We start from the raw sequence: 21,652 nt of genomic DNA, 5'->3' as shown, positions 1-21,652 counted from the left end.
CGCGCCAGGCACAGCGTCCGTGAAGTTATCCACAGGGTTGACACCTTATGGCGCTGAGCCGCACCATTGAATTCCACGAACCGAACGATCGGTCGGTAGCTAGCTAAAGGTCGAGGGGGACCGCGATGGCGACAGCAGCCGAGCAGCAGACGGCCCGGTCCGAGCCGGACCAGGCAGCGGCCGACGCCGCGCGTACGGCGGCGCACGAGGCGGCGTTCGACGCCGCCGTCGCCGCCGACGAGCGCATCGAGCCGCGGGACTGGATGCCCGACGCCTATCGCGCCTCGCTGGTCAGGCAGATAGCGCAGCACGCGCACTCCGAGATCATCGGCATGCAGCCCGAGGCCAACTGGATCACGCGCGCCCCGTCCCTGCGGCGCAAGGCGATCCTGATGGCCAAGGTGCAGGACGAGGCCGGCCACGGCCTGTATCTGTACAGCGCGGCCGAGACCCTCGGCACCAGCCGGGACGAGCTGCTCGACAAACTCCACTCGGGCCGCCAGAAGTATTCGTCGATCTTTAACTACCCCACGCTGACCTGGGCCGACGTCGGCGCGATCGGCTGGCTGGTGGACGGCGCCGCGATCACGAACCAAGTCCCGCTCTGCCGCTGTTCGTACGGCCCCTATGCCCGCGCGATGGTCCGCGTCTGCAAGGAGGAGTCGTTCCACCAGCGCCAGGGGTACGAAGCCCTGCTCGCCCTCAGCCGCGGCACCGAGGCCCAGCACGCGATGGCGCAGGACGCGGTGAACCGCTGGTGGTGGCCATCCCTGATGATGTTCGGCCCCCCGGACGACGAGTCGTCGCACTCGGAGCAGTCGATGACCTGGAAGATCAAGCGCCACTCGAACGACGAGCTGCGCCAGCGCTTCGTCGACATCTGCGTCCCCCAAGCCGAATCCCTCGGCCTCACGCTCCCCGACCCGGACCTCGTGTGGAACGAAGAGCGGGGACAGCACGACTTCGGCGCGATCGACTGGACGGAGTTCTGGGCGGTCCTCAAGGGCAACGGCCCGTGCAACGAACAGCGGATCACGCAGCGCAAGAGCGCACATGAAGACGGCGCGTGGGTGCGCGAGGCAGCAGCGGCGTTCGCCGCCAAGCACGGGGAGGCGAAGGCATGAGCAGCTCGACCGAATGGCCGCTGTGGGAGGTGTTCGTGCGCTCCCGCCGCGGGCTCTCCCACACCCACGCGGGCAGCCTGCACGCGCCGGACGCCGAGATGGCCCTGCGCAACGCCCGCGACCTGTACACCCGCAGGAGCGAAGGCGTCTCGATCTGGGTCGTGCCCTCCACCCAGATCACCGCCTCCTCGCCCGACGAGAAGGACTCCTTCTTCGAACCGGCCGGCGACAAGCCCTACCGCCACCCGACCTTCTATGACATCCCGGACGGGGTGAAGCACCTGTGACCGCGCCGCTGGCCCCGACGGCCACCGCCACCGCCCTCGCCCTGGGCGACGACGCGCTGGTGCTCTCGCACCGGCTGGGGGAGTGGGCGGGCCACGCACCCGTGCTGGAGGAAGAGGTCGCCCTCGCGAACATCGCCCTCGACCTGCTCGGCCAGGCACGCGTCCTGCTCTCCCTGGCCGGGGACGAGGACGAGCTGGCCTACCTCCGCGAGGAGCGCGCCTTCCGCAACCTCCAACTGGTCGAGCAGCCGAACGGCGACTTCGCCCACACCATCGCCCGCCAGCTCTACTTCTCCACGTACCAGACCTTGCTGTACGGCCAGCTGACCGAAGCGGACAGCACGTTCGCCCCGCTGGCGGCGAAAGCGGTCAAGGAAGTCGCCTACCACCAGGACCACGCGGAGCAGTGGACGCTGCGGCTCGGTGACGGCACCGCGGAGAGCCACGAGCGGATGCAGCGCGGACTCGACGCGCTGTGGCGGTTCACCGGCGAGATGTTCCAGCCGGTGGAGGGCCTGGATGGCTCCGCCGACTCCGACGGCTCCGCGAGCCTCGACTGGGCCGCGCTGCGGACCAGCTGGACGGCCTCGGTCACCGCGGTCATCGAGAAGGCGACCCTGACCGTGCCCACCGGCCCCCAGGAAGGGGCCTGGGCCGCAGGCGCAGGCCGCCAGGGGCTGCACACCGAGTCCTTCGGGCGGATGATCGCCGAGATGCAGCACCTGCACCGCAGCCACCCGGGGGCGTCATGGTGACCACCGCCCTGGAGGAGGAGCTCCTGGCCCTCGCGGGCTCCGTGCCCGACCCCGAGCTGCCGGTCATCACGCTCGCCGAGCTGGGAGTGCTGCGCGGCGTGCACGTACGCGGCATCGGCAAGGTCGACGTCGAGCTGACCCCCACGTACACCGGCTGTCCGGCCATCGAGGCCATGACCGCCGACATCGAACAGGTCCTGCGCGAGCGCGGCATGGCGGAGATCTCCGTGCGCACGGTGCTCTCCCCCGCCTGGTCGACGGACGACATCAGCGCCGAGGGCCGCCGCAAACTGGCGGAGTTCGGCATCGCGCCCCCGCGCCCGCACAGCGCGGGCGGGCCGATACCCCTCACGCTCTCGGTCCGCTGCCCGCACTGCGGCTCGACCGACACCGAACTGCTCAGCCGTTTCTCGTCGACGGCCTGCAAGGCCCTGCGCCGGTGCATCGCCTGCCGCGAACCGTTCGACCACTTCAAGGAGTTGTGATGGCCCGCTTCCACCGACTCCGGGTAGCGGCGGTCGAGCGGCTCACCGACGACTCCGTGACGCTGACCTTCGACGTACCCCCCGCCCTGCGCGAGGAGTACCGCTTCGTGCCGGGCCAGCACCTCGCCCTCCGCCGCTTCGTCGACGGCACCGAGATCCGGCGTACGTACTCGATCTGCGCCCCCGCGCCCCACCCCGAAAGCCCCTCGGAGCCGCGGACCCTGCGGGTCGGGGTGCGCTTCGTCGAAGGCGGCGCCTTCTCGACGTACGCACTGAAGGAAATCGCCGCCGGCGACGAACTGGAAGTGATGACCCCGGCCGGACGCTTCACGCTGGACCCGGCGCCCGGGCGCTACGCGGCCGTCGTCGGCGGCAGCGGGATCACCCCGGTGCTCTCCATCGTCACGACGCTCCTCGCCCGCGAGCCCGAGGCCACGTTCTGTCTCATCCGGAGCGACCGCACCGCCGCGTCGACGATGTTCCTGGAGGAGGTCGCCGACCTGAAGGATCGCTGGCCGGACCGGTTCCAGCTGGTCACCGTGCTCTCCCGGGAGGAGCAGCAGTCGGGCCTCGACTCGGGCCGACTCGACGAGGAGCGGCTCGGCAGCCTGCTTCCGGCGCTGCTGCCGGTGGAGGAGGTCGCGGGCTGGTTCCTGTGCGGGCCGTTCGGCCTGGTGCAGGGCGCGGAGAAGACCCTGCGCGGCCTGGGTGTGCCGCGCGGGCGCATCCACGAGGAGATATTCCACGTGGACGGCGGCCTCTCGTCCCCGGTGGCCACGTCCACGACCGCCGCCCCCGCGCACAGCACCGTGACGGTGACGCTCGACGGGCGCTCCGGCACCTGGCCCGTCCAGGACGGCGAATCACTCCTGGACACGGTCCTGCGCAACCGCGCCGACGCTCCGTACGCCTGCAAGGGCGGGGTGTGCGGGACCTGCCGGGCCTTCCGGGTCTCGGGTGAGGTGCGGATGGACCGCAACTTCGCCCTGGAACCGGAAGAGACCGAGGCGGGGTATGTGCTGGCGTGCCAGTCCCGTCCCGCCACGGACACGGTGGAGTTGGACTTCGACCGCTGAGCGCTCCGGTCAGTGGTGCGGTCAGTGGTGCGGTCAGTGGTGCGGTCAGCGCTCCCGCGGACCGAGGGGTCGACGCTGTTCCCTTCCCGTAGAACCTGTTCTATCTTGACGACCCGTCAGAAACAGTGGCGGAGCAAGGACAGATCGTCGGGCCGGTGCGCGGGAGGACAAGCAGTGGACTTCACCTTCACCGAGGAACAGCAGGCGGCCGTCGAGGCGGCGAAGGCGCTCTTCGCCTCCGTCGCACCCGACGGAGTGCCGAGCCCCGCCCTCGTGCCGGGCGCCGTCGCCGAGGACTTCGACCGCGCACTCTGGGCCAAGCTCGCCGGAGCCGACCTGCTGAGCCTGCTCATCGACCCCGAACACGGCGGCGCCGGCCTCGACGCCATCGCCCTCTGCCTGGTGCTGCGCGAATCGGCGAAGAAACTCGCCCGAGTACCGCTTCTGGAGAGCAGCGCGGCCGCCCACGCCGTACAGAAACACGGCAGCCAGCAGCTCAAGCAGCGCATCCTGCCCAGGGCCGCCCGCGGTGAGCTCGTCCTGACCGTCGCCGCCAACGGCCGCAGCGGACACGACCCCGCCGAACTTGCCGTCACCGCACGGCCGGAGGGCGACGACTGGCTGCTCGACGGCGCCCAGACCGCCGTGCCCTGGGCACAGAACGCCGACCTCATCGTGGTGCCCGCCCACACGACCGGCGGCCAAACCGCCCTCGCCCTCGTCCCCCGCGAACACGAAGGCCTCACCCTCGCCGACCAGGTGTCCACCAGCGGCGAACGCCTCGGCGAGCTCGGCCTGGAATCCGTCCGGATCAGCGGCACCGACGTCATCGAGGCCGAAGGGGCCTGGGACTGGCTGCGCGATCTGCTCACCACCGGCACCTGCGCCCTCGCGCTCGGCCTCGGTGAGGCCGTGCTGAGCATGACCGGCGAATACACCGGAAAACGCGAGCAGTTCGGCTTCCCCGTCGCCACGTTCCAGGCGGTGGCGGTCCAGGCGGCCGACCGCTACATCGACCTGCGGGCCATGGAGGTCACCCTCTGGCAGGCCGCCTGGCGCATCAGCACCGGCGCGAGCGGCGCCCTGCCCGCCACGGGGGACGTGGCCGTCGCCAAGATCTGGGCGTCGGACGGCGTCCGCAGGGTGGTGCAGACCGCCCAGCACCTGCACGGCGGCTTCGGATCCGACACCGACTACCCCCTGCACCGGTACCACGCGTGGGCCAAGCAGCTGGAGCTGTCCCTCGGCCCGGCAGCGGCACACGAGGAGACCCTCGGCGACCTGCTGGCCGCCCACCCCCTCGGCTGACGCAACGCACGAAGGGCGCCGGACAGCACCGGACAGCACCGTACGAAACTGCACGACGCCGCTGGACGCCACTGACCGCCGCCCCGGCTGCCGTACGGCCGCCGTACGGCTAGATCACGACGCCCGGCTGGCCCTTGTCGTCGACGACGGGCCGGCCCGCGGCCTCCCAGCTCTGCATGCCGCCGTCGACGTTCACCGCGTCGACACCCTGCTGGACGAGATACATGGTGACCTGCGCCGACCGTCCGCCGACCCGGCAGATGACATTGACCTGACCGTCCTGCGGGGCGGCCTCGGTCAACTCGCCGTAGCGGGCGACGAACTCGCTCATCGGGATGTGCAGCGCACCTGCCGCGTGGCCCGCCTGCCACTCCTCGTCCTCGCGGACGTCGAGAAGGAAGGCGTCGGGCGCGAGTTCGCCGATCCCGACCGTGGGCACCTGTGATCCGAAAGCCATGCCCCGACGCTACCCGACCGGCTAGGAACTCAGCCGCGCGAGCTCCGCCTCGCGCTCGGTGACCTGCGCGAGCAGCTGCTCGGCGATCTCGTCGAGGAGCTGGTCCGGATCGTCCGGAGCCATCCGCAGCATCGCGCCGATCGCCCCCTCCTCCAGCTCCCGGGCGATCACGGTGAGCAGCTCCTTGCGCTGAGAGAGCCACTCAAGGCGGGCGTAGAGCTCCTCGCTCTTGCTCGGCCACTGCTGCTCGGCCACCGGACCGGCCGCCCACTCCTCGGACAGCTCCCGCAGCAGGGGCTCGTCGCCGCGCGCGTAGGCGGCGTTCACCCGCGTGATGAACTCCTCGCGGCGTTCACGCTCCTGGTCTTCCTGGGCCAGGTCGGGGTGGGACTTGCGGACGAGCTCGCGGTAGAGCTTGCGGGCCTCGTCGCTGGGCCGCACCCGCTGCGGCGGCCGCACCGACTGATCGGTGAGCATCGCGGCGGCCTCCGGATAGAGGCCGTCACCGTCCATCCAGCCGTGGAACAGCTCCTCGACGCCCGGCATCGGCATGACCCGCGCCCGCGCTTCGTCCGCCTTGCGCCGGTCCTCCGGGTCACCGCTGCGCGCGGCTAGGGCCTCGGCGATCTCGGCGTCCAGCTCGTCGAGGCGGGCGTACATCGGGCCGAGCTTCTGGTGGTGGAGCCGGGAGAAGTTCTCCACCTCCACCCGGAACGTCTCGACGGCGATCTCGTACTCGATCAGCGCCTGCTCGGCCGCCCGGACGGCCTTCTCCAGCCGGTCCTCCGGCCGTGCGGCGCCGCCCGGCCCCGCCGCCGCCCCGTCAGGACCCTCCCGACCGGCGGTCACGGGTCCGGGATCGGGCGTCTGGGGCTGCGTAGGCTCGGCTTCCGGGGTCGTCACCCGTCCAGCCTAGGCCACGGCACCACCGGGGGGTTCGTGTGACGGGGGGTTGCTGCGAGGCTCCCGCAAAGCCCTAGCCGCACACTTCGGGGGGCCTCCCCTCCCCCCTCCCCGCCCCCCCTATCCCCCCACCCCCTCAAACCCCCACCTCCGCCCCCACCCGTCCCTCCTTGACCGCGCGCACCAGTTCCGCGTGGTCCGCCTCAGTCCGGTCCGCGTAGGCCACGGCGAACGACGCCACCGCGGTGTCCAGCTCGTCGTTCTTGCCGACGTAGCCCGCGATCAGCCGCGGGTCGGCGCTGTGCGCGTGCGCGCGGGCCAGGAGGGCCCCGGTCATGCGGCCGTAGTCGTCGATCTGGTCGGCGGCCAGCGCCGCCGGGTCCACGCTGCCCTTGCGGTTCCTGAACTGCCGTACCTGGAAAGCCCGCCCGGCGACCGTCGTCCACCCCAGCAGGAAGTCACTGACCACCTGCATCCGCTTCTGCCCGAGCACCACCCGGTGCCCTTCGTGCGCGACCTCGGGCACGGTGAAGCCCACCGTGGGCAGATGCGGGAGCAGCGCCGATGGCCGTGCTTCCTTGACCTGGAGCACCAGCGGCTCGCCCCGGTGGTCGAGCAGCAGGACCACGTACGACCGCAGGCCCACGCTGCCGGTGCCCACGACGCGGAACGCCACGTCCTGGATGGCGTACCGCTCGACGAGCGGCAGGCGGTCCTCGGGCAGGGTGTCCACGTACTCCGCGAGGGCGGAGGCGACCTCGGCGGCTTCCGCGTCGGGTATGCGCCGCAGCACGGGCGGTGCGTCGACGAAGCGGCGTACCGGGCGGCCGTCCTCGTCCTCGAAGCGTTCGGTGGACTTGGCGGCGAAGCGGGCGCTCGTGTTCGCCCGTGCCTTTTCGGAGACGCTCTCCAGGGTGCCGAGGAGGTCGCGGGCGTCGGTGTGGGAGACGAGTTCCTCGTCGGCGATGGCGTTCCACGCGTCGAGCGCGGGGAGCTTCGCGAGCAGCCGCATCGTGCGCCGGTACGCCCCCACCGCGTCGAACGCCGCTTCCCGGCAGACGTCCTCGCCCGCTCCCGCCTCGCGTCCGGCGAGCACGAGGGAGGCCGCGAGGCGTTTCACGTCCCATTCCCAGGGCCCGTGGGCCGTCTCGTCGAAGTCGTTCAGGTCGATGACGAGGCCGCCGCGGGCGTCGGCGTACAGGCCGAAGTTCGCCGCGTGGGCGTCTCCGCATATCTGGGCGCCTATCCCGGTCACGGGGGTCCGCGCGAGGTCGTACGCCATCAGGCCGGCGGCTCCGCGCAGGAAGGCGAAGGGCGAGGCGGCCATCCTGCCCATGCGGATCGGGGTGAGGTCGGGGAGCCTGCTGCGGTTGGACTCCTCCACGGCGGCGACCGGTTCGGGGCGGCCGGCGTCCTCGGCGAACCACTCGTGCGAGGCACGGCTGACGCGGGCCCGCAGTGCCTTGCCCTCCCGTTTCGGTGAGGCGGCCGCGCCCTGCGAACCGCCCGAAGCGTCCGCGTTCGCCCCGCCTCGCGCGGGCCATCGCGCGAACCCCTTGACGTACGGCAGCCGCGCACCCTTGAACTCCGCCATGTCCACACCCCACCGTCCGGGCGGCCCCCCGTGGGCCTCATCTGGCATGAAGGTACCGCCGGGGGCCGGGACGGCGGCAGGGCCTGTGGACAACCCGAGACCTGTGGACAACTCGGCGCACCGATCGGTCCCGGATCAAAGCCGGTGACATACGTCACCGTGCCCACCGTGCCGAACCCTCAGCACGCACACTCGCGACGAACCGTCGCCACACACCCGCGACGAACCATCGCCCCGCACACCCACTCCCTCCCGGCCCACCCCACAACGAGAAGCGGGCCCCCACCAGAACTTTCGTCCTGGTGGAGACCCGCTCCACATGGTGCGCGAGGGGGGAGTTGAACCCCCACGCCCTTTCGGGCACTGGAACCTGAATCCAGCGCGTCTGCCTATTCCGCCACCCGCGCATGGGTGTTGTCTTGGGTCTCTCACCGCTTGCTCTGTGGTGCGAGCGCCTGCCGACATCCAGAAGATTAGCACGCTGGAGGGGGTGGATTCACATCCGTATTCGGGGGCACCTGCCCTGGTGATCCGGAGAGACCACGACCCGGCCGACCGACTTGCGCCGTACCCGGCGAAGGTCCGCAGTCGGGTGCGCGACACTGGTTTGGGGCCCCCTCTACGATCCCTGGTAGAGGAGCCCGAGAGGAAGCCGGAAGGATCCCGGAACCCTGGTGCGGGCATGCCTTGTGAGAGGCGACACTCGTCGACTGGGCGGACAGGGGGAACCAGCCGATTTCCCGGCGCGTGGATACGATCAGTAAGCAGTACCAGGATGACTACGACGGAGGAGGTGCCCCATGGGAGTCATGAAGAAGTTCGAGCAGCGACTCGAAGGTCTCGTCAACGGCACCTTCGCCAAGGTGTTCAAGTCCGAGGTCCAGCCCGTCGAGATCGCCGGCGCCCTGCAGCGCGAGTGCGACAACAACGCGACGATCTGGAACCGCGAGCGGACGGTCGTCCCCAATGACTTCATCGTGGAGCTCAGCGCGCCCGACTTCGAGCGTCTGAGCCCCTACTCGGGCCAGCTCGGCGACGAGCTGTCCGGGATGGTGCGGGAGTACGCCAAGCAGCAGCGGTACAGCTTCATGGGCCCCATCAAGGTCCACTTGGAGAAGGCCGAGGATCTCGACACGGGTCTGTACCGGGTGCGCAGCCGCACGCTCGCGTCCAGCACCTCGCAGAGCCCCGAGCGCGCCCCGGCCGCCCCCACGGGGCCCGCGGGCGGCGGCCACAGCCCCGCGAGGCCCCCCGCGGGCGGCGCGGGCGGTGGTTATGGCTATCCGCAGCCCGCTCAGCCCTCCAGCGCCCCTCCCATGCCCGCCGCGCCGCCTCCGGGCGGTCGTCCCGGCGGGGCCGCACCGGCTCCGGGCCGCCCTCAGGGGCCCGGCGCGGGACCTCTTCCGGGTGCGCAGGTGCGGCGCTGGATCGAGATCAACGGCAATCGCCATCAGATCTCCCGCCCGACGCTGGTGCTGGGACGCAGCACCGACGCCGATGTGCGGATCGACGACCCCGGCGTATCGCGCCGGCACTGTGAGATCCGGACCGGAACGCCCTCGACGATCCAGGATCTCGGGTCTACCAACGGCATCGTGGTAGACGGGCAGCACACCACCCGCGCTACGCTCCGCGACGGCTCGCGGATCGTCGTGGGCCAAACCACCATCGTTTACCGGCAAGCCGAAGGGTGAAGCGGGGGCAATGTCAGAGCTGACCCTGACGGTCATGCGGCTGGGTTTCCTAGCCGTTCTGTGGCTGTTCGTGATCGTGGCCGTCCAGGTCATCCGCAGCGACCTGTTCGGTACGCGCGTCACTCAGCGCGGATCGCGCCGGGAGAACGCGCGACCGCAGCAGGCCGCACGCCAGCAACAGCAGGCGGCCACACCACCTCCCCAGCGCCAGCAGCAGGGCGGCGGGCGGCAGCGCCGCGGCGCCCCCAGCAAGCTGGTCGTATCCGAAGGGATCCTGGCGGGCACGACGGTCGCCCTCCAGGGTCAGACGATCACGCTGGGCCGAGCGCACGATTCGACGATCGTGCTGGACGACGACTACGCGTCCAGCAGGCATGCCAGGATCTACCCGGACCGTGACGGCCAGTGGATCGTCGAGGATCTCGGGTCCACCAACGGCACGTATCTCGACCGGACCCGACTCACCACCCCGACGCCCGTTCCGCTGGGCGCGCCGATCCGCATCGGCAAGACCGTCATCGAGCTGCGGAAGTAGTACTACGTCATGACAGAGCGCGAGCGGAGCGAGCGAGCCGAAAGGGCTGTCCACACACTGGACGCCAGCGCGCTCCCGACCGGAGGGTGGGCACCGTGCGGATGTACCCGGAGCCGACGGGCGAGGTGCGCATGAGTCTGTCTTTGCGCTTCGCCGCCGGATCGCACAAAGGCATGATCCGGGAGGGGAACGAGGACTCGGGTTACGCCGGTCCGCGTCTCCTCGCGATCGCCGACGGCATGGGGGGCCAGGCCGCGGGTGAGGTGGCGAGCTCCGAGGTGATCTCGACGCTCGTCACGCTCGACGACGACGTGCCGGGGTCGGACATCCTCACGTCGCTCGGCACCGCCGTGCAGCGGGCCAACGACCAGTTGCGGCTGATGGTCGAGGAGGACCCGCAGCTGGAGGGCATGGGGACGACCCTGACCGCCCTGCTGTGGACGGGTCAGCGGCTGGGTCTGGTGCACGTGGGCGACTCGCGCGCCTATCTCCTGCGGGACGGCGTCCTGACGCAGATCACGCAGGACCACACCTGGGTGCAGCGTCTGGTCGACGAGGGCCGGATCACCGAGGAGGAGGCCACGACCCATCCGCAGCGTTCGCTGCTGATGCGTGCGCTGGGCAGCGGTGAGCACGTCGAGCCGGATCTCTCGATCCGTGAAGTCCGTGCCGGCGACCGGTATTTGATCTGCTCGGACGGCCTGTCGGGCGTCGTCTCGCACCAGACGATGGAAGACACCCTGGCGAGTTACCAGGGCCCGCAGGAGACCGTGCAGGAGCTGATTCAGCTCGCGCTGCGCGGCGGCGGTCCCGACAACATCACGGTGATCGTGGCCGATGTCCTGGACATCGACAGCGGCGACACTCTGGCGGGTCAGCTGTCCGACACCCCCGTGGTGGTCGGCGCGGTCGCCGAGAACCAGCTCCAGGCGCAGGACGACGGCGCCATGCAGACGCCCGCGGGCCGTGCGTCGGGGCTCGGCCGCCCGGTGCCGCCGCAGCCTTCCGGAGGCGGCTTCGGGCCGCCCGGGAGCGGCGACACGGCGGGATACGTGCCCGAGGGGAGCTTCGGCGCGTACAGCGACGAGGACTTCGTCAAGCCCCGTGGCGGCCGCAGGTGGCTCAAGAGATCGCTGTACACGGTGCTCGCCCTGGCGGTCATCGGCGGCGGCCTGTACGGCGGTTACCGCTGGACGCAGACTCAGTACTACGTGGGCACGAACGAGGACAACGTCGCCCTGTACCGCGGCATCGACCAGGATCTGGCGTGGGTCAGCCTGTCGAAGGTCGAGGAGGACTACCCCAAGATCGAACTCAAGTACCTGCCGCCGTATCAGCGCAAGCAGGTCGAGGGGACGATTCCCGAGGGCAATCTCGACGACGCCAAGAGCAAGATCGAGGAGCTCGGCCTGCAGGCTTCGGCCTGCGAGAAGGACGCCAAGCGCCGCGAGGCGGAGCGCGAGAACGCCAAGCCCGGCGAGGGCGAGGCGGGCGGTACGACCGGTCTGGCGGCCAAGGCTCCCAGCGACGATCCGACCGACCCGGCGGACAAGAACGACAAGAGCGACACGAACGACAAGAACAGCTCGACCGACAAGAACAAGTCCAAGACCGCACCGACTCCCACACCCGGCCCCAGCCTCTCCGAGGACGAGGAGAAGCTGGTCCCGCTGTGCGGTAAGCAGTAAGCAGCCGTTGGGGGCCTTTGCACGCCATGAGCAGTAGCACTACACACACGTCGACCATCGGCGCGATCGGGGCGCCGAGCAGGCGCAACACCGAGCTCGCGCTCCTCGCGTTCGCCGTCGTCATCCCGCTGTTCGCCTACATCAACGTGGGCCTCGCGATCGACGGCGAGCTGCCGTCCGGCATGCTCGGGTACGGCTGCGGGCTCGGGCTGCTCGCGTCCGTCGGCCACATCGTGGTGCGCAGGTTCGCGCCCTACGCGGACCCGCTGCTGCTGCCGCTCGCGACGCTGCTCAACGGCCTCGGTCTGGTGGTCATCTGGCGCCTGGACCAGTCGGAGAAGCTCCAGAACCTCGCCAAGGCGGCGAACGGCTCGTTCAGCGCCTCGGCGCCCAAGCAGCTGATGTACTCCGCCATCGGCATCGCGCTGTTCGTGGGCGTGCTGCTGCTGCTCAAGGACCACCGCGTCCTCCAGCGCTACACGTACATCTCCATGGTCGTGGCGCTGGCCCTGCTGCTGCTTCCGCTCGTGCCGGGGCTGGGCATGAACGTCTTCGGCGCGCGCATCTGGATCAGCGTCGCGGGCTTCTCCATCCAGCCCGGTGAGTTCGCGAAGATCGTGATCGCGGTCTTCTTCGCCGGTTATCTGATGGTGAAACGCGATGCGCTGGCCCTGGCCAGCCGCCGTTTCATGGGCATCTACCTGCCGCGTGGCCGTGACCTCGGTCCGATCATCGTGGTGTGGGCGATGTCGATCCTGATCCTGGTCTTCGAGACCGACCTCGGTACGTCGCTGCTGTTCTTCGGCATGTTCGTCGTGATGCTGTACGTCGCCACGGAGCGCACCAGCTGGATCGTGTTCGGTCTGGTGATGTCCTCGGTGGGCGCGGTGGGTGTGGCGACCTTCGAGCCGCACGTGCAGGAGCGTGTGGACGCCTGGCTGAACCCGTTCTCCGACGCGGTCATCGCCTCCACGGGCAGTGACCAGATCGCCCAGTCGCTGATGGCGTTCGGTTCGGGCGGCGTGCTCGGCACCGGCCTCGGCCAGGGCCACTCCGACCTGATCGGCTTCGCCGCCAACTCCGACTTCATCCTCGCCACCTTCGGCGAGGAGCTGGGTCTGGCCGGCGTCATGGCGATCCTGTTGATCTACGGGCTGATCGTGGAGCGCGGTGTGCGCACGGCGCTCGCCGCCCGCGACCCGTTCGGCAAGCTCCTGGCGATCGGCCTGTCCGGCGCCTTCGCCATCCAGGTGTTCGTCGTCTCCGGCGGCGTCATGGGCCTGATCCCGCTGACCGGTATGACCATGCCGTTCATCGCGAACGGCGGTTCCTCCGTGATCGCCAACTGGGCCCTCGTCGGCATCCTCATCCGCATCAGTGACACCGCGCGCCGTCCGGCGCCGGCTCCCGCCCCCAACCCCGACGCCGAAATGACGCAGGTGGTCCGACCGTGAACAAGCCCCTGCGCCGGATCGCGATCTTCTGCGGGCTGCTCGTCCTCGCCCTGCTGGCGCGCGACAACTGGCTCCAGTACGTCCAGGCCGACACGCTGGCCGAGCACGACAAGAACCGCCGCGTCTCCATCGAGCGGTACGCCCAGCCGCGCGGCGACATCATCGTCGACGGCAAGGCCATCACCGGGTCCAAAGAGGTCGGCAGCGGTGACTACAAGTACAAGCGGACGTACAAGAACGGGCCCATGTGGTCCCCCGTCACCGGTTTCGCCTCGCAGCGCATCGGTGCCACGCAGATCGAGTCCCTTGAGGACGGCATCCTCACCGGCAACGACGACCGGCTCTTCTTCACCCGCAGCCTGGACATGATCACGGGCAAGAAGAAGCAGGGCGGCAACGCCGTCACGACCCTCAACGCGGCCGCGCAGAAGGCCGCGTACGACGGTCTCAAGGGCCGTGGCAAGGGCGCGGTCGCCGCGCTCGACCCCTCCACCGGCGCGATCCTGGCGCTGGCGTCGGCTCCTTCGTACGACCCCTCGACCTTCGCGGGGAACACGAACGAGGAGGCCGAGGAGTTCGGGAAGCTGGACAAGAACAAAGACCAGCCGATGCTGAACCGCGCGCTGCGCGAGACGTATCCGCCCGGCTCCACCTTCAAGGCGGTGACCGCCGCGGCGGCGCTGGAGCACGACCTGTACGACGACATCGACTCGCCGACCAAGTCGCCGCTGCCCTGGACGATGCCCGACACCCAGACCGAGCTGAAGAACGAGGGGAACATCCCCTGCAAGAACGCCACGCTGCGCGAGGCGCTGCGGGTGTCCTGCAACACCGTCTTCGGCAAGGTCGGCTCGGACCTCGGCAAGGACGCGATGCTGGAGACGGCCGAGAAGTTCGGCTTCAACGAAGAGCAGTTCGTGCCGGTCCGCTCGAACGCCTCCGTCTTCCCCAAGAAGATGGACAAGCCGCAGACCGCGCTCTCCTCCATCGGCCAGTTCGAGACGGCCGCGACGCCGCTCCAGATGGCCATGGTCGCCTCGGCCATCGCCAATGACGGCAAGCTCATGGAGCCGTACATGGTGAGCGAGCTTCAGGCGCCGAACCTGGACGTGATCGAGAAGCACGCGCCCAAGGAGATGAGCCGGCCGCTGTCCGAGGAGAACGCGCAGAAGCTCCAGGACATGATGCAGACGGTCGTCAACGACGGCACGGGCACGAACGCCAAGATCCCGGGCGTGACCGTGGGCGGCAAGACCGGTACGGCCCAGCACGGCGTCGACAACAGCGAGAACCCCTACGCCTGGTTCATCAGCTACGCCAAGACCGACTCCGGTTCGCCGGTGGCCGTCGCGGTGGTCGTCGAGGACAGCAAGGCCAGCCGCGACGACATCTCCGGCGGCGGTCTGGCCGCCCCCATCGCCAAGAGCGTGATGCAGGCGGTTCTCGACAGCAAGAAGTGACCCCCGTCACGGCTCCTCCACATCAGTGCACGTTGCGATACCGGTCCTGTATCGGGTGACGGTGGCGGCCGGGTCACGTAAGGCGAGCCGGGTACGGTATGCCCGGACAGCACACCGCCGGACCACACAAGGGTGCGGTCGGGACTGACGGAGAGGGCTGGATTAGCTATGGAAGAGCCGCGTCGCCTCGGCGGGCGGTACGAGCTGGGCCAGGTGCTCGGCCGAGGTGGGATGGCGGAGGTTTACCTCGCGCACGACACCCGCCTCGGACGCACCGTGGCGGTGAAGACGCTGCGGGTCGACCTCGCGCGTGACCCGTCGTTCCAGGCCCGGTTCCGCCGCGAGGCCCAGTCGGCCGCCTCGCTCAACCATCCTGCGATCGTCGCGGTCTACGACACCGGCGAGGATTACGTGGACGGGGTCTCCATCCCGTACATCGTGATGGAGTACGTCGACGGCTCCACCCTGCGTGAGCTGCTGCACTCCGGGCGCAAGCTGCTGCCCGAGCGCGCCATGGAGATGACCATCGGCATCCTCCAGGCCCTGGAGTACTCCCACCGCAACGGCATCGTCCACCGCGACATCAAGCCCGCGAACGTCATGCTGACGCGCAACGGCCAGGTCAAGGTCATGGACTTCGGCATCGCCCGCGCCATGGGCGACTCGGGCATGACGATGACGCAGACCGCGGCGGTCATCGGCACCGCGCAGTACCTCTCGCCCGAGCAGGCCAAGGGCGAGCAGGTCGACGCGCGAAGCGACCTCTACTCCACGGGCTGTCTGCTCTACGAGCTCCTCACGGTGCGGCCGCCCTTCGTCGGGGACTCCCCGGTGGCGGTCGCCTACCAGCACGTGCGCGAGGAGCCGCAGGCGCCGAGCGTCTTCGACGGCGAGATCACGCCGGAGATGGACGCCATCGTCCTGAAGGCCCTCACCAAGGACCCGGACTACCGCTACCAGTCGGCCGACGAGATGCGCGCCGACATCGAGGCCTGCCTCGACGGCCAGCCCGTCCAGGCCACCGCGGCCATGGGCGCGGTCGGTTACGGCGGCCACCCGGACGACCAGCAGACGGCGATGCTGCGCCCGCAGAACGGCGGCGCCCAGACGTCGATGATGCCGCCGGTCGGCCCGGACGACGGTTATGACGACCACTCGCGCCGCCGCCAGAAGAAGAACAACACGTCCACGATCCTGCTGGTGGTCGCGGGCCTGCTGGTCCTGGTGGGCGCGATCCTGATCGGCAAGTGGGCCTTCACCGGGGGCGGCGGTGGCGACGACACGATCAAGGCCCCGAACTTCGTCGGCGAGAAGCTCGAAGACGCGAAGAAGTCCGCCAAGAACGTGGACCTCGTACTCGACGCCTCCACCCGCGAGCCGTGCGACAAGTATCCGAGGGGCGAGATCTGCTCGCAGGACCCGGGCGCGAACGCCACGGTCAACAAGGGCGACACGATCTCGGTGACGGTGTCCACGGGGGCCAGGAAGGTCGCCGTGCCGAAGGTCATCGGCCTGAACGTCGACGCCGCCACGAAGAAGCTCGAGGGCGACAAGTACCAGTTCGACGTCAGCACCAAGCCGGTCGAGTCCTCGGGCACGCCGGGCGAGGTGCTCGACCAGGACCCCTTCGCCGGCACCGAGGTGCAGAAGGGCAGCAAGATCACCCTTGAGGTGGCCAAGAAGGCCGCCAAGTCCACGGTCCCCGACGTCACCGGCAAGACCTGTGAAGAGGCCAAGGCCCAGCTGAAGTCCAACGACCTGGTCGGCACCTGCGAGGAGGAGGAGAGCGACTCCGTCGAAGCCGGCAAGGTCATCTCCCAGAACCTCCCCCCGCAGACCCAGGCAGACCCGGGCTCGACGGTGACGCTGAAGGTCGCCAAGAAGGCCGAGCAGGTCGGCGTCCCGGCGCTCACCGGCCAGAAGCTCAAGGACGCCCGCAAGGCCATCGAGGGCGCCGGTCTCACGGTCGGCAACATCGCGGGCCCGCAGGACGACGACGCCCTCGTCGTCCTCTCGGACCCGCCCGCGGGCCAGCAGGTCGCACCCGACACCGCGATCAACCTGACCACGGCGGGCGGCGGCAACCCGGGCGACAACGGCGGCGGCAACGGCGGTGACGACGGAGGCGGCTTCCTCGGCGGCAACGCGGGCTTCTCCCGCCACGACGAGGACTAGCCTCCCGCAGCAGGACGCGGAAGAGCCCCGGACACCAGTCGGCAGCTGGTGTCCGGGGCTCTTTCGTGCGTGGCCCCGGGAGGGGCGGCGCCTCAGTCGGCCAGTTCCGCCGGCGGCGTGCGCTTGTTGTCGACCTTCTCGACGCGCTCCAGCTCGCCCCAGACCACATAGCGGTAGTTGGACGTGTAGACCGGCGTGCACGTCGTCAGGGTGATGTAGCGGCCCGGCTTCTTCGCGCCCGATTCCTTCGGGACGGGATTCAGGACCTTCACGTTGTACTTCGAGGTCTCGGGGAGCATCGAGTACACCTTGTACACGTACCACTTGTCCCGGGCTTCGAAGACGATCGCGTCGCCCTTCTTGATCTTGTCGATCTTGTGGAACTTCGCGCCGTGGCCGTCGCGGTGCGCGGCCAGCGTGAAGTTGCCTTCCTTGTCCTGGGGGAGCGCCGACTTGACGGGGTCCTGGTAGTAGCCCGCCACGCCGTGGTTGAGCTCCTTGCTGCCGGTGCCCTTCTTGACCAGGATCTCGCCGTTGCCCATCGCGGGCACGTGCAGGAAGCCGATGCCGTCCTTGGTGTTCAGGTTCCCCGGGCCGCCCGCCCAGCGGTCGCGCACCTGGTCGCCCTGCTTGTGCGCCTCGCGGTCCGCGACGACGTTGGTCCACCAGAGCGAGTAGACGACGAAGAGACCGAGCACCAGGCCCGCGGTGATGAGGAGTTCACCGAAGACGCTGACCGCCGTGGCGAGGGGACCCCGCCCCCGTGGCCGTGGTGCCGGTGCGGGCGCCTCGGCCTGCTTCTCGTCGTGGTCGGTCGTGGCTGCCACTCGATGTGCCCCGTTCTCACCGTTCTAGTTGACGAGCGCGCTCGGTTTGCCCTCGCCGCGCGGTCGTTCCTCGACCATCTTGCCCCAGACGATCATTCGATACTTACTCGTGAATTCCGGGGTGCAGGTGGTCAGTGTGATGTACCGGCCCGGTTTGGTGAAGCCCGATCCCGCGGGCACCGGGTCGATCACCGAGATGTTGCCGGGGCTCGTCTGGGGCAGGATGCTCGCCATCTTGTAGACGAAGTACTTGTCCTGCGTCTCGACGACGATGGGGTCGCCCGGTTCGAGCTGGTTGATGTAGCGGAACGGCTCACCGTGGGTGTTGCGGTGCCCGGCGACCGCGAAGTTGCCCTTCTTCGCGTCCGGCATGGGCGTCTTGGTGCCGCCCTCGTTGTAGTGCCCGACCATGCCGCGGTCCAGGACCTTCGCCTTGTCGATGCCCTCGGCGATCGGCACGACCACGTCCAGGCGCGGGATGTGCAGCAGCGCGAAGCCCTGCCCCGGCTCGAAGGCGCCCGGTTTGCCCTTGCCGGTCGCCCACTTCTCCTGGAGGTCGCTGGCCGCGCCGTTGGCCTGCTGGTGGGCGCGGATGTTCGTCCACCACAGCTGGTACGTGACGAAGAGGAGCATCAGGACGCCGACGGTGATGAAGACCTCGCCGATCCCCCGGCTCACCACGGCGCCCGCGGTGGGCTTGCGCGCACGCTCGGCGCGACGGGCCTCCACGCGGGAGAGGGGAGCCGCGGGGCCCCCGGTGGCGCCGGAGCCCCGGGAGCCGCCTGAGGCGCGCGAGGCGCCCTTCTTGGCGGCCTTGCGGCGGGCGGCCCGGCCCTCGCCTTCCGGCGGGGAGAGGGTGGAGCCTTCCGGGTCGGCTATTCGGCGCGTGTCCGAGGTCCGCAGCCCGACGGTCTCGTCGTCGACCGGCCGGGGGTGTTCCTGGGGCCGGGGGGTCGCGGGTGTCGTGGGGGTCGCGGGTGTCGCGGGTGTCGCGGGTATCGGTTCGTACGCCGCCGGTGCGGGGGCGGCGGACGCGGGAGCGGGTCCCGGTTGCTGTTGCTGCTGTTGTTGTTGCCGCTGTTGCTGTTGCTGTTGCTGTTGTTGCTGTGGGGCGTATCCGCCGTACAGCTCCTCGTACGTCGGTTCCCGCACCCCGTACCAGTCGCGGGCGTACCCCTCGGGGTCGTACCACTCCTGCTCCTGGTGCTGCTCCGGCAGCGGTCGCGGCGCCGGCTGCGGCTGCGGCTCGGGCTCCGCGGCCCCGCTGCGGAACCACGGCGAGGGGTGCTGGCCCTGCTGGCCCTGCTGGCCCTGCTGACCCGGCAGCGGATCGGTCAGCGGATCGGCGAGGTGGTCGACGGCGGCCTCGAACGCCCCGGGCGCTTCGAAATCCCCGGACTCCCCGTGCGACGCGTACTGCTCGTCGTACGGAACTCCGGAGGAATCGCGCTCGGGACGCACCGCGGTCACGCCGTGGCCCTGCCCACCACCGGGGCCAGCCCGCTCGACCGGCCGATGGCCCCCCGGTCCCCGCACTCCACCAGCCAGTTGGCGAGCATGCGGTGGCCGTGCTCGGTGAGCACCGACTCGGGGTGGAACTGCACGCCTTCGACGAGCAGTTCACGGTGGCGCAGACCCATGATGATGCCGTCCTCCGTGCGGGCGGTCACTTCGAGCTCGGCCGGAACCGTGGCCGGCTCGGCGGCGAGCGAGTGATAGCGCGTCGCGATGAACGGCGAGGGAAGCCCGGCGAAGACGCCCTTGCCCTCGTGGACCACCCGGGACGTCTTGCCGTGCAGCAACTCCGGCGCGCGGTCCACCACTCCGCCGTACGCCACCGCCATCGACTGCATGCCGAGGCAGACGCCGAAGACGGGCACGCCGGAGCCCGCGCAGTGCCGCACCATGTCGACGCAGACGCCCGCCTGCTCGGGCGTACCGGGTCCCGGGGAGAGCAGGACGCCGTCGAAGCCGTCCTGCGCGTGGCGCAGCTCGACCTCGTCGTTGCGTACGACCTCGCACTCGGCACCCAGCTGGTAGAGGTACTGGACGAGGTTGAAGACGAAGCTGTCGTAGTTGTCGACGACCAGGATGCGGCGCGGGCGTTCTTCGGTGCTCTCTGGCGTACTCACTGGCCGTCCACCGTCACATCGTTGAAGGGAAGGAGCGGCTCGGCCCAGGGGAAGACGTACTGGAAGAGCACGTAGACCACCACGAAGACGAGCATCAGCGAAAGCAGCGCCCTTATCCAAGCGTTTCCCGGCAGATGCCGCCAGATCCAGCCGTACATGCCGTCCCTTCCGTAGCCGTACGGCACCAGACTAACGGCGTAGTGCCTCCGGTTTCCCGGCCTCGACGGGCTGGGTCGCATCGAGGTGGGCCCAGACGATCAGCCGGTGGCTGTGGCCCCACTCCGGCTCGCAGGTGGTGAGGGTGAGGTAGCGCCCCGGCCCCTCGTATCCGGACTTGCGCGGGACGGGATCGATGACGCCGATGTCGCCGGGCAGCGTCTTGTAGGGCTTCTTGTCGATGCGGTACGTGAACCAGGTGGTGCCGTCGGTCAGGACCACGGGGTCGTCCGGCCGCAGCTTCGGGAAGTCCTTGAACGGGTCTCCGTAGGTGCGGCGATGGCCCGCCACGGAGAAGTTGCCCCGCTGGCCGAGCTGCGCGGTGTCGCCGTAGTGGCCGAGGCCCTTCTTGAGGACGTCGGTGCCCGTGCCCTGGAGCACCGGCTTGTTCCACGTGAAACCAAAGCGCGGGATGTACATGACGGCGAAGGGTTTGCCGTCCTCGTAGGGGGCGGGTGCCTTCGGGGAGGACGTCGACGGTGCGGCGTCATCGGCCTGGGCCGGGACCGAGCCTTGCGCCCACTGGTCCTGGAGGGTGTCGATCTGGCTGTCCATGGCGTCGTCGGCCTTCACGCCGGTCCAGAACAGGACGTACACCACGAACAGCACGATCAAGGTGCCGATGGTGATGCACAGTTCGCTGAACGTCCTGACGAGCACTCGCACCGACACAGGCTTCCCCCAGCGGCTTGCTCCACGGGCGGCTTACTCCACGGGCTTCGCGTAGTGGAGATCCACTGTGCCCGAGTAGCCGGGAAGAGTCATCGCCCCGTCGTCATCGACTTTCCAGCCGAGGCCGTACGCGTTCACGTACAGCATGTAGTTCTGGATCTCCGGGGACGCGGCGAGGGCCGTCTTGAGCTTCTCCGGGTCCCCGACCGCGGTCACCTTGTACGGGGGCGAGTAGACGCGGCCCTGGAGGATCAGGGTGTTGCCCACGCAGCGGACGGCGCTGGTGGAGATGAGCCGCTGGTCCATGACCTTGATGCCCTTGGCGCCGCCCTGCCACAGCGCGTTCACCACGGCCTGGAGGTCCTGCTGGTGGATGACCAGGTCGTTGGGCTGGGGCTCGGGGTAGCCGGGGAGCTTGGCGGTGGCGTTCGGCGGGGCGTCGGCGAGGGTGACGGAGACCGCTTCGCCCTTGAGTTTCTTGGTGCCCGCGTTCTTCTCCAGGGCCTTGAGCCGGGCGTCGTCGGCCTTCGTGCCGCCGTTGTCGCGCTCGGCCAGGGACTCGACGTCGTCGCGCAGCGAGCCGTTGGACTCGTCGAGCTTGCCGTTCTTGTGGCTGCGCTCCTCGATCAGGTCGGAGAGCTTCAGGAGCGAGGCGTCGGTGCGGATGTTCGTGCCCTTGGCCGTGTTGAAGCTGGTGAAGAAGAGGAGGCCCGCGAGGGCGAAAACGGCGGCCGTCAGGAACCGGACCGGCCGCCAGCGAGGACGACGAGCCGGACCTGTGGGGGAGTCGGCAGAATTGCTCAACGTACC

At 69.7% G+C, this 21,652-nt stretch carries 21 protein-coding genes and 1 tRNA gene; 12 read left to right on the top strand and 10 right to left on the bottom strand.

Annotation, left to right across the window (positions count from 1 at the left end):
• Nucleotides 1–125 precede the first annotated feature (125 nt).
• From paaA to QBL25_RS21815, 6 genes are all read left to right on the top strand, one after another.
• Nucleotides 126–1,124: a 1,2-phenylacetyl-CoA epoxidase subunit PaaA gene (gene paaA, locus QBL25_RS21840; RefSeq protein ID WP_409058705.1), complete on the top strand. Its 999-nt coding sequence runs from the start codon at nucleotides 126–128 to the stop codon at nucleotides 1,122–1,124.
• Entirely contained in the window at nucleotides 1,121–1,411 is a 291-nt protein-coding gene (gene paaB / locus QBL25_RS21835; protein WP_363210366.1) for a 1,2-phenylacetyl-CoA epoxidase subunit PaaB, read from the top strand. The genes paaA and paaB overlap by 4 nt, the downstream gene beginning before the upstream one ends.
• Nucleotides 1,408–2,166 carry a 1,2-phenylacetyl-CoA epoxidase subunit PaaC gene (gene paaC / locus QBL25_RS21830; protein ID WP_409058704.1) on the top strand — a complete coding sequence of 253 codons (759 nt, stop codon included), beginning with the start codon at nucleotides 1,408–1,410 and terminating at the stop codon, nucleotides 2,164–2,166. The genes paaB and paaC overlap by 4 nt, the downstream gene beginning before the upstream one ends.
• Nucleotides 2,160–2,651, top strand: a complete 492-nt coding sequence (gene paaD, locus QBL25_RS21825) for a 1,2-phenylacetyl-CoA epoxidase subunit PaaD (protein ID WP_409058703.1) — start codon at nucleotides 2,160–2,162, stop codon at nucleotides 2,649–2,651. Before paaC ends, paaD begins: the two co-directional genes overlap by 7 nt.
• The gene (gene paaE / locus QBL25_RS21820; protein WP_409058702.1) at nucleotides 2,651–3,727 is read left to right on the top strand and encodes a 1,2-phenylacetyl-CoA epoxidase subunit PaaE; all 1,077 of its coding nucleotides are present in this window, start codon (nucleotides 2,651–2,653) and stop codon (nucleotides 3,725–3,727) included. The genes paaD and paaE overlap by 1 nt, the downstream gene beginning before the upstream one ends.
• Before the next feature lie 174 nt (nucleotides 3,728–3,901).
• The gene (locus tag QBL25_RS21815; protein WP_409058701.1) at nucleotides 3,902–5,035 is read left to right on the top strand and encodes an acyl-CoA dehydrogenase family protein; all 1,134 of its coding nucleotides are present in this window, start codon (nucleotides 3,902–3,904) and stop codon (nucleotides 5,033–5,035) included.
• A 109-nt stretch (nucleotides 5,036–5,144) separates the two neighbouring features.
• Here QBL25_RS21815 and QBL25_RS21810 read toward each other — a convergent pair whose 3' ends face one another.
• The 4 genes from QBL25_RS21810 to QBL25_RS21795 form a co-directional block, all read right to left on the bottom strand.
• Entirely contained in the window at nucleotides 5,145–5,492 is a 348-nt protein-coding gene (locus tag QBL25_RS21810) for a rhodanese-like domain-containing protein (RefSeq protein WP_409058700.1), read from the bottom strand.
• 21 nt (nucleotides 5,493–5,513) lie between these two features.
• Entirely contained in the window at nucleotides 5,514–6,395 is an 882-nt protein-coding gene (locus QBL25_RS21805) for a hypothetical protein (RefSeq protein WP_409058699.1), read from the bottom strand.
• 136 nt (nucleotides 6,396–6,531) lie between these two features.
• Nucleotides 6,532–7,989 (bottom strand): DUF2252 domain-containing protein, encoded by a 1,458-nt coding sequence (locus QBL25_RS21800; RefSeq protein ID WP_409058698.1) that lies wholly within the window; start codon nucleotides 7,987–7,989, stop codon nucleotides 6,532–6,534.
• A 320-nt stretch (nucleotides 7,990–8,309) separates the two neighbouring features.
• Nucleotides 8,310–8,396, bottom strand: a tRNA-Leu gene (locus tag QBL25_RS21795).
• Between the two features lie 393 nt (nucleotides 8,397–8,789).
• Between QBL25_RS21795 and QBL25_RS21790 the strand changes: the two genes are divergently transcribed.
• The 6 genes from QBL25_RS21790 (at nucleotide 8,790) to pknB (ending at nucleotide 16,995) form a co-directional block, all read left to right on the top strand.
• Nucleotides 8,790–9,683 carry an FhaA domain-containing protein gene (locus QBL25_RS21790; protein WP_409058697.1) on the top strand — a complete coding sequence of 298 codons (894 nt, stop codon included), beginning with the start codon at nucleotides 8,790–8,792 and terminating at the stop codon, nucleotides 9,681–9,683.
• 10 nt (nucleotides 9,684–9,693) lie between these two features.
• Nucleotides 9,694–10,218 carry an FHA domain-containing protein gene (locus QBL25_RS21785; protein WP_361828992.1) on the top strand — a complete coding sequence of 175 codons (525 nt, stop codon included), beginning with the start codon at nucleotides 9,694–9,696 and terminating at the stop codon, nucleotides 10,216–10,218.
• Nucleotides 10,219–10,349: 131 nt separating this feature from the next.
• On the top strand, nucleotides 10,350–11,906 hold the full coding sequence (locus QBL25_RS21780; protein ID WP_409058696.1) for a Stp1/IreP family PP2C-type Ser/Thr phosphatase: 1,557 nt from the start codon (nucleotides 10,350–10,352) through the stop codon (nucleotides 11,904–11,906).
• Between the two features lie 26 nt (nucleotides 11,907–11,932).
• Nucleotides 11,933–13,360: an FtsW/RodA/SpoVE family cell cycle protein gene (locus QBL25_RS21775; RefSeq protein ID WP_409058695.1), complete on the top strand. Its 1,428-nt coding sequence runs from the start codon at nucleotides 11,933–11,935 to the stop codon at nucleotides 13,358–13,360.
• Complete coding sequence (locus QBL25_RS21770) at nucleotides 13,357–14,820, top strand: peptidoglycan D,D-transpeptidase FtsI family protein (RefSeq protein ID WP_409058694.1); 1,464 nt, start codon at nucleotides 13,357–13,359, stop codon at nucleotides 14,818–14,820. Before QBL25_RS21775 ends, QBL25_RS21770 begins: the two co-directional genes overlap by 4 nt.
• A gap of 168 nt (nucleotides 14,821–14,988) precedes the next feature.
• Nucleotides 14,989–16,995: a Stk1 family PASTA domain-containing Ser/Thr kinase gene (gene pknB / locus QBL25_RS21765; RefSeq protein ID WP_409058693.1), complete on the top strand. Its 2,007-nt coding sequence runs from the start codon at nucleotides 14,989–14,991 to the stop codon at nucleotides 16,993–16,995.
• A gap of 92 nt (nucleotides 16,996–17,087) precedes the next feature.
• Here the strand turns inward: pknB and QBL25_RS21760 are convergent, their stop codons facing one another.
• From QBL25_RS21760 to QBL25_RS21735, 6 genes are read right to left on the bottom strand one after another with little or no spacing between them, the layout of a single operon-like run.
• Nucleotides 17,088–17,822, bottom strand: coding sequence for a class E sortase (locus QBL25_RS21760; protein ID WP_409058692.1), 735 nt, complete (start codon nucleotides 17,820–17,822; stop codon nucleotides 17,088–17,090).
• 24 nt (nucleotides 17,823–17,846) lie between these two features.
• Nucleotides 17,847–19,292, bottom strand: a complete 1,446-nt coding sequence (locus QBL25_RS21755; RefSeq protein WP_409058691.1) for a class E sortase — start codon at nucleotides 19,290–19,292, stop codon at nucleotides 17,847–17,849.
• Nucleotides 19,289–19,954, bottom strand: a complete 666-nt coding sequence (locus QBL25_RS21750; RefSeq protein ID WP_409058690.1) for an aminodeoxychorismate/anthranilate synthase component II — start codon at nucleotides 19,952–19,954, stop codon at nucleotides 19,289–19,291. Before QBL25_RS21750 ends, QBL25_RS21755 begins: the two co-directional genes overlap by 4 nt.
• Nucleotides 19,951–20,193 (bottom strand): hypothetical protein, encoded by a 243-nt coding sequence (locus QBL25_RS21745; protein WP_409058689.1) that lies wholly within the window; start codon nucleotides 20,191–20,193, stop codon nucleotides 19,951–19,953. Before QBL25_RS21745 ends, QBL25_RS21750 begins: the two co-directional genes overlap by 4 nt.
• The gene (locus QBL25_RS21740; protein ID WP_409058688.1) at nucleotides 20,144–20,836 is read right to left on the bottom strand and encodes a class E sortase; all 693 of its coding nucleotides are present in this window, start codon (nucleotides 20,834–20,836) and stop codon (nucleotides 20,144–20,146) included. Before QBL25_RS21740 ends, QBL25_RS21745 begins: the two co-directional genes overlap by 50 nt.
• Before the next feature lie 39 nt (nucleotides 20,837–20,875).
• Nucleotides 20,876–21,646, bottom strand: coding sequence for a DUF881 domain-containing protein (locus QBL25_RS21735; protein ID WP_409058687.1), 771 nt, complete (start codon nucleotides 21,644–21,646; stop codon nucleotides 20,876–20,878).
• Nucleotides 21,647–21,652: the final 6 nt, after the last annotated feature.

The sequence above is a fragment of the Streptomyces sp. SYP-A7185 genome, assembly GCF_046103685.1.
In the GTDB taxonomy this organism is placed as follows: domain Bacteria; phylum Actinomycetota; class Actinomycetes; order Streptomycetales; family Streptomycetaceae; genus Streptomyces.
The sequence above is the reverse complement of the archived record's forward strand: the minus strand, read 5'-3'. Positions and strand labels throughout refer to the sequence as shown.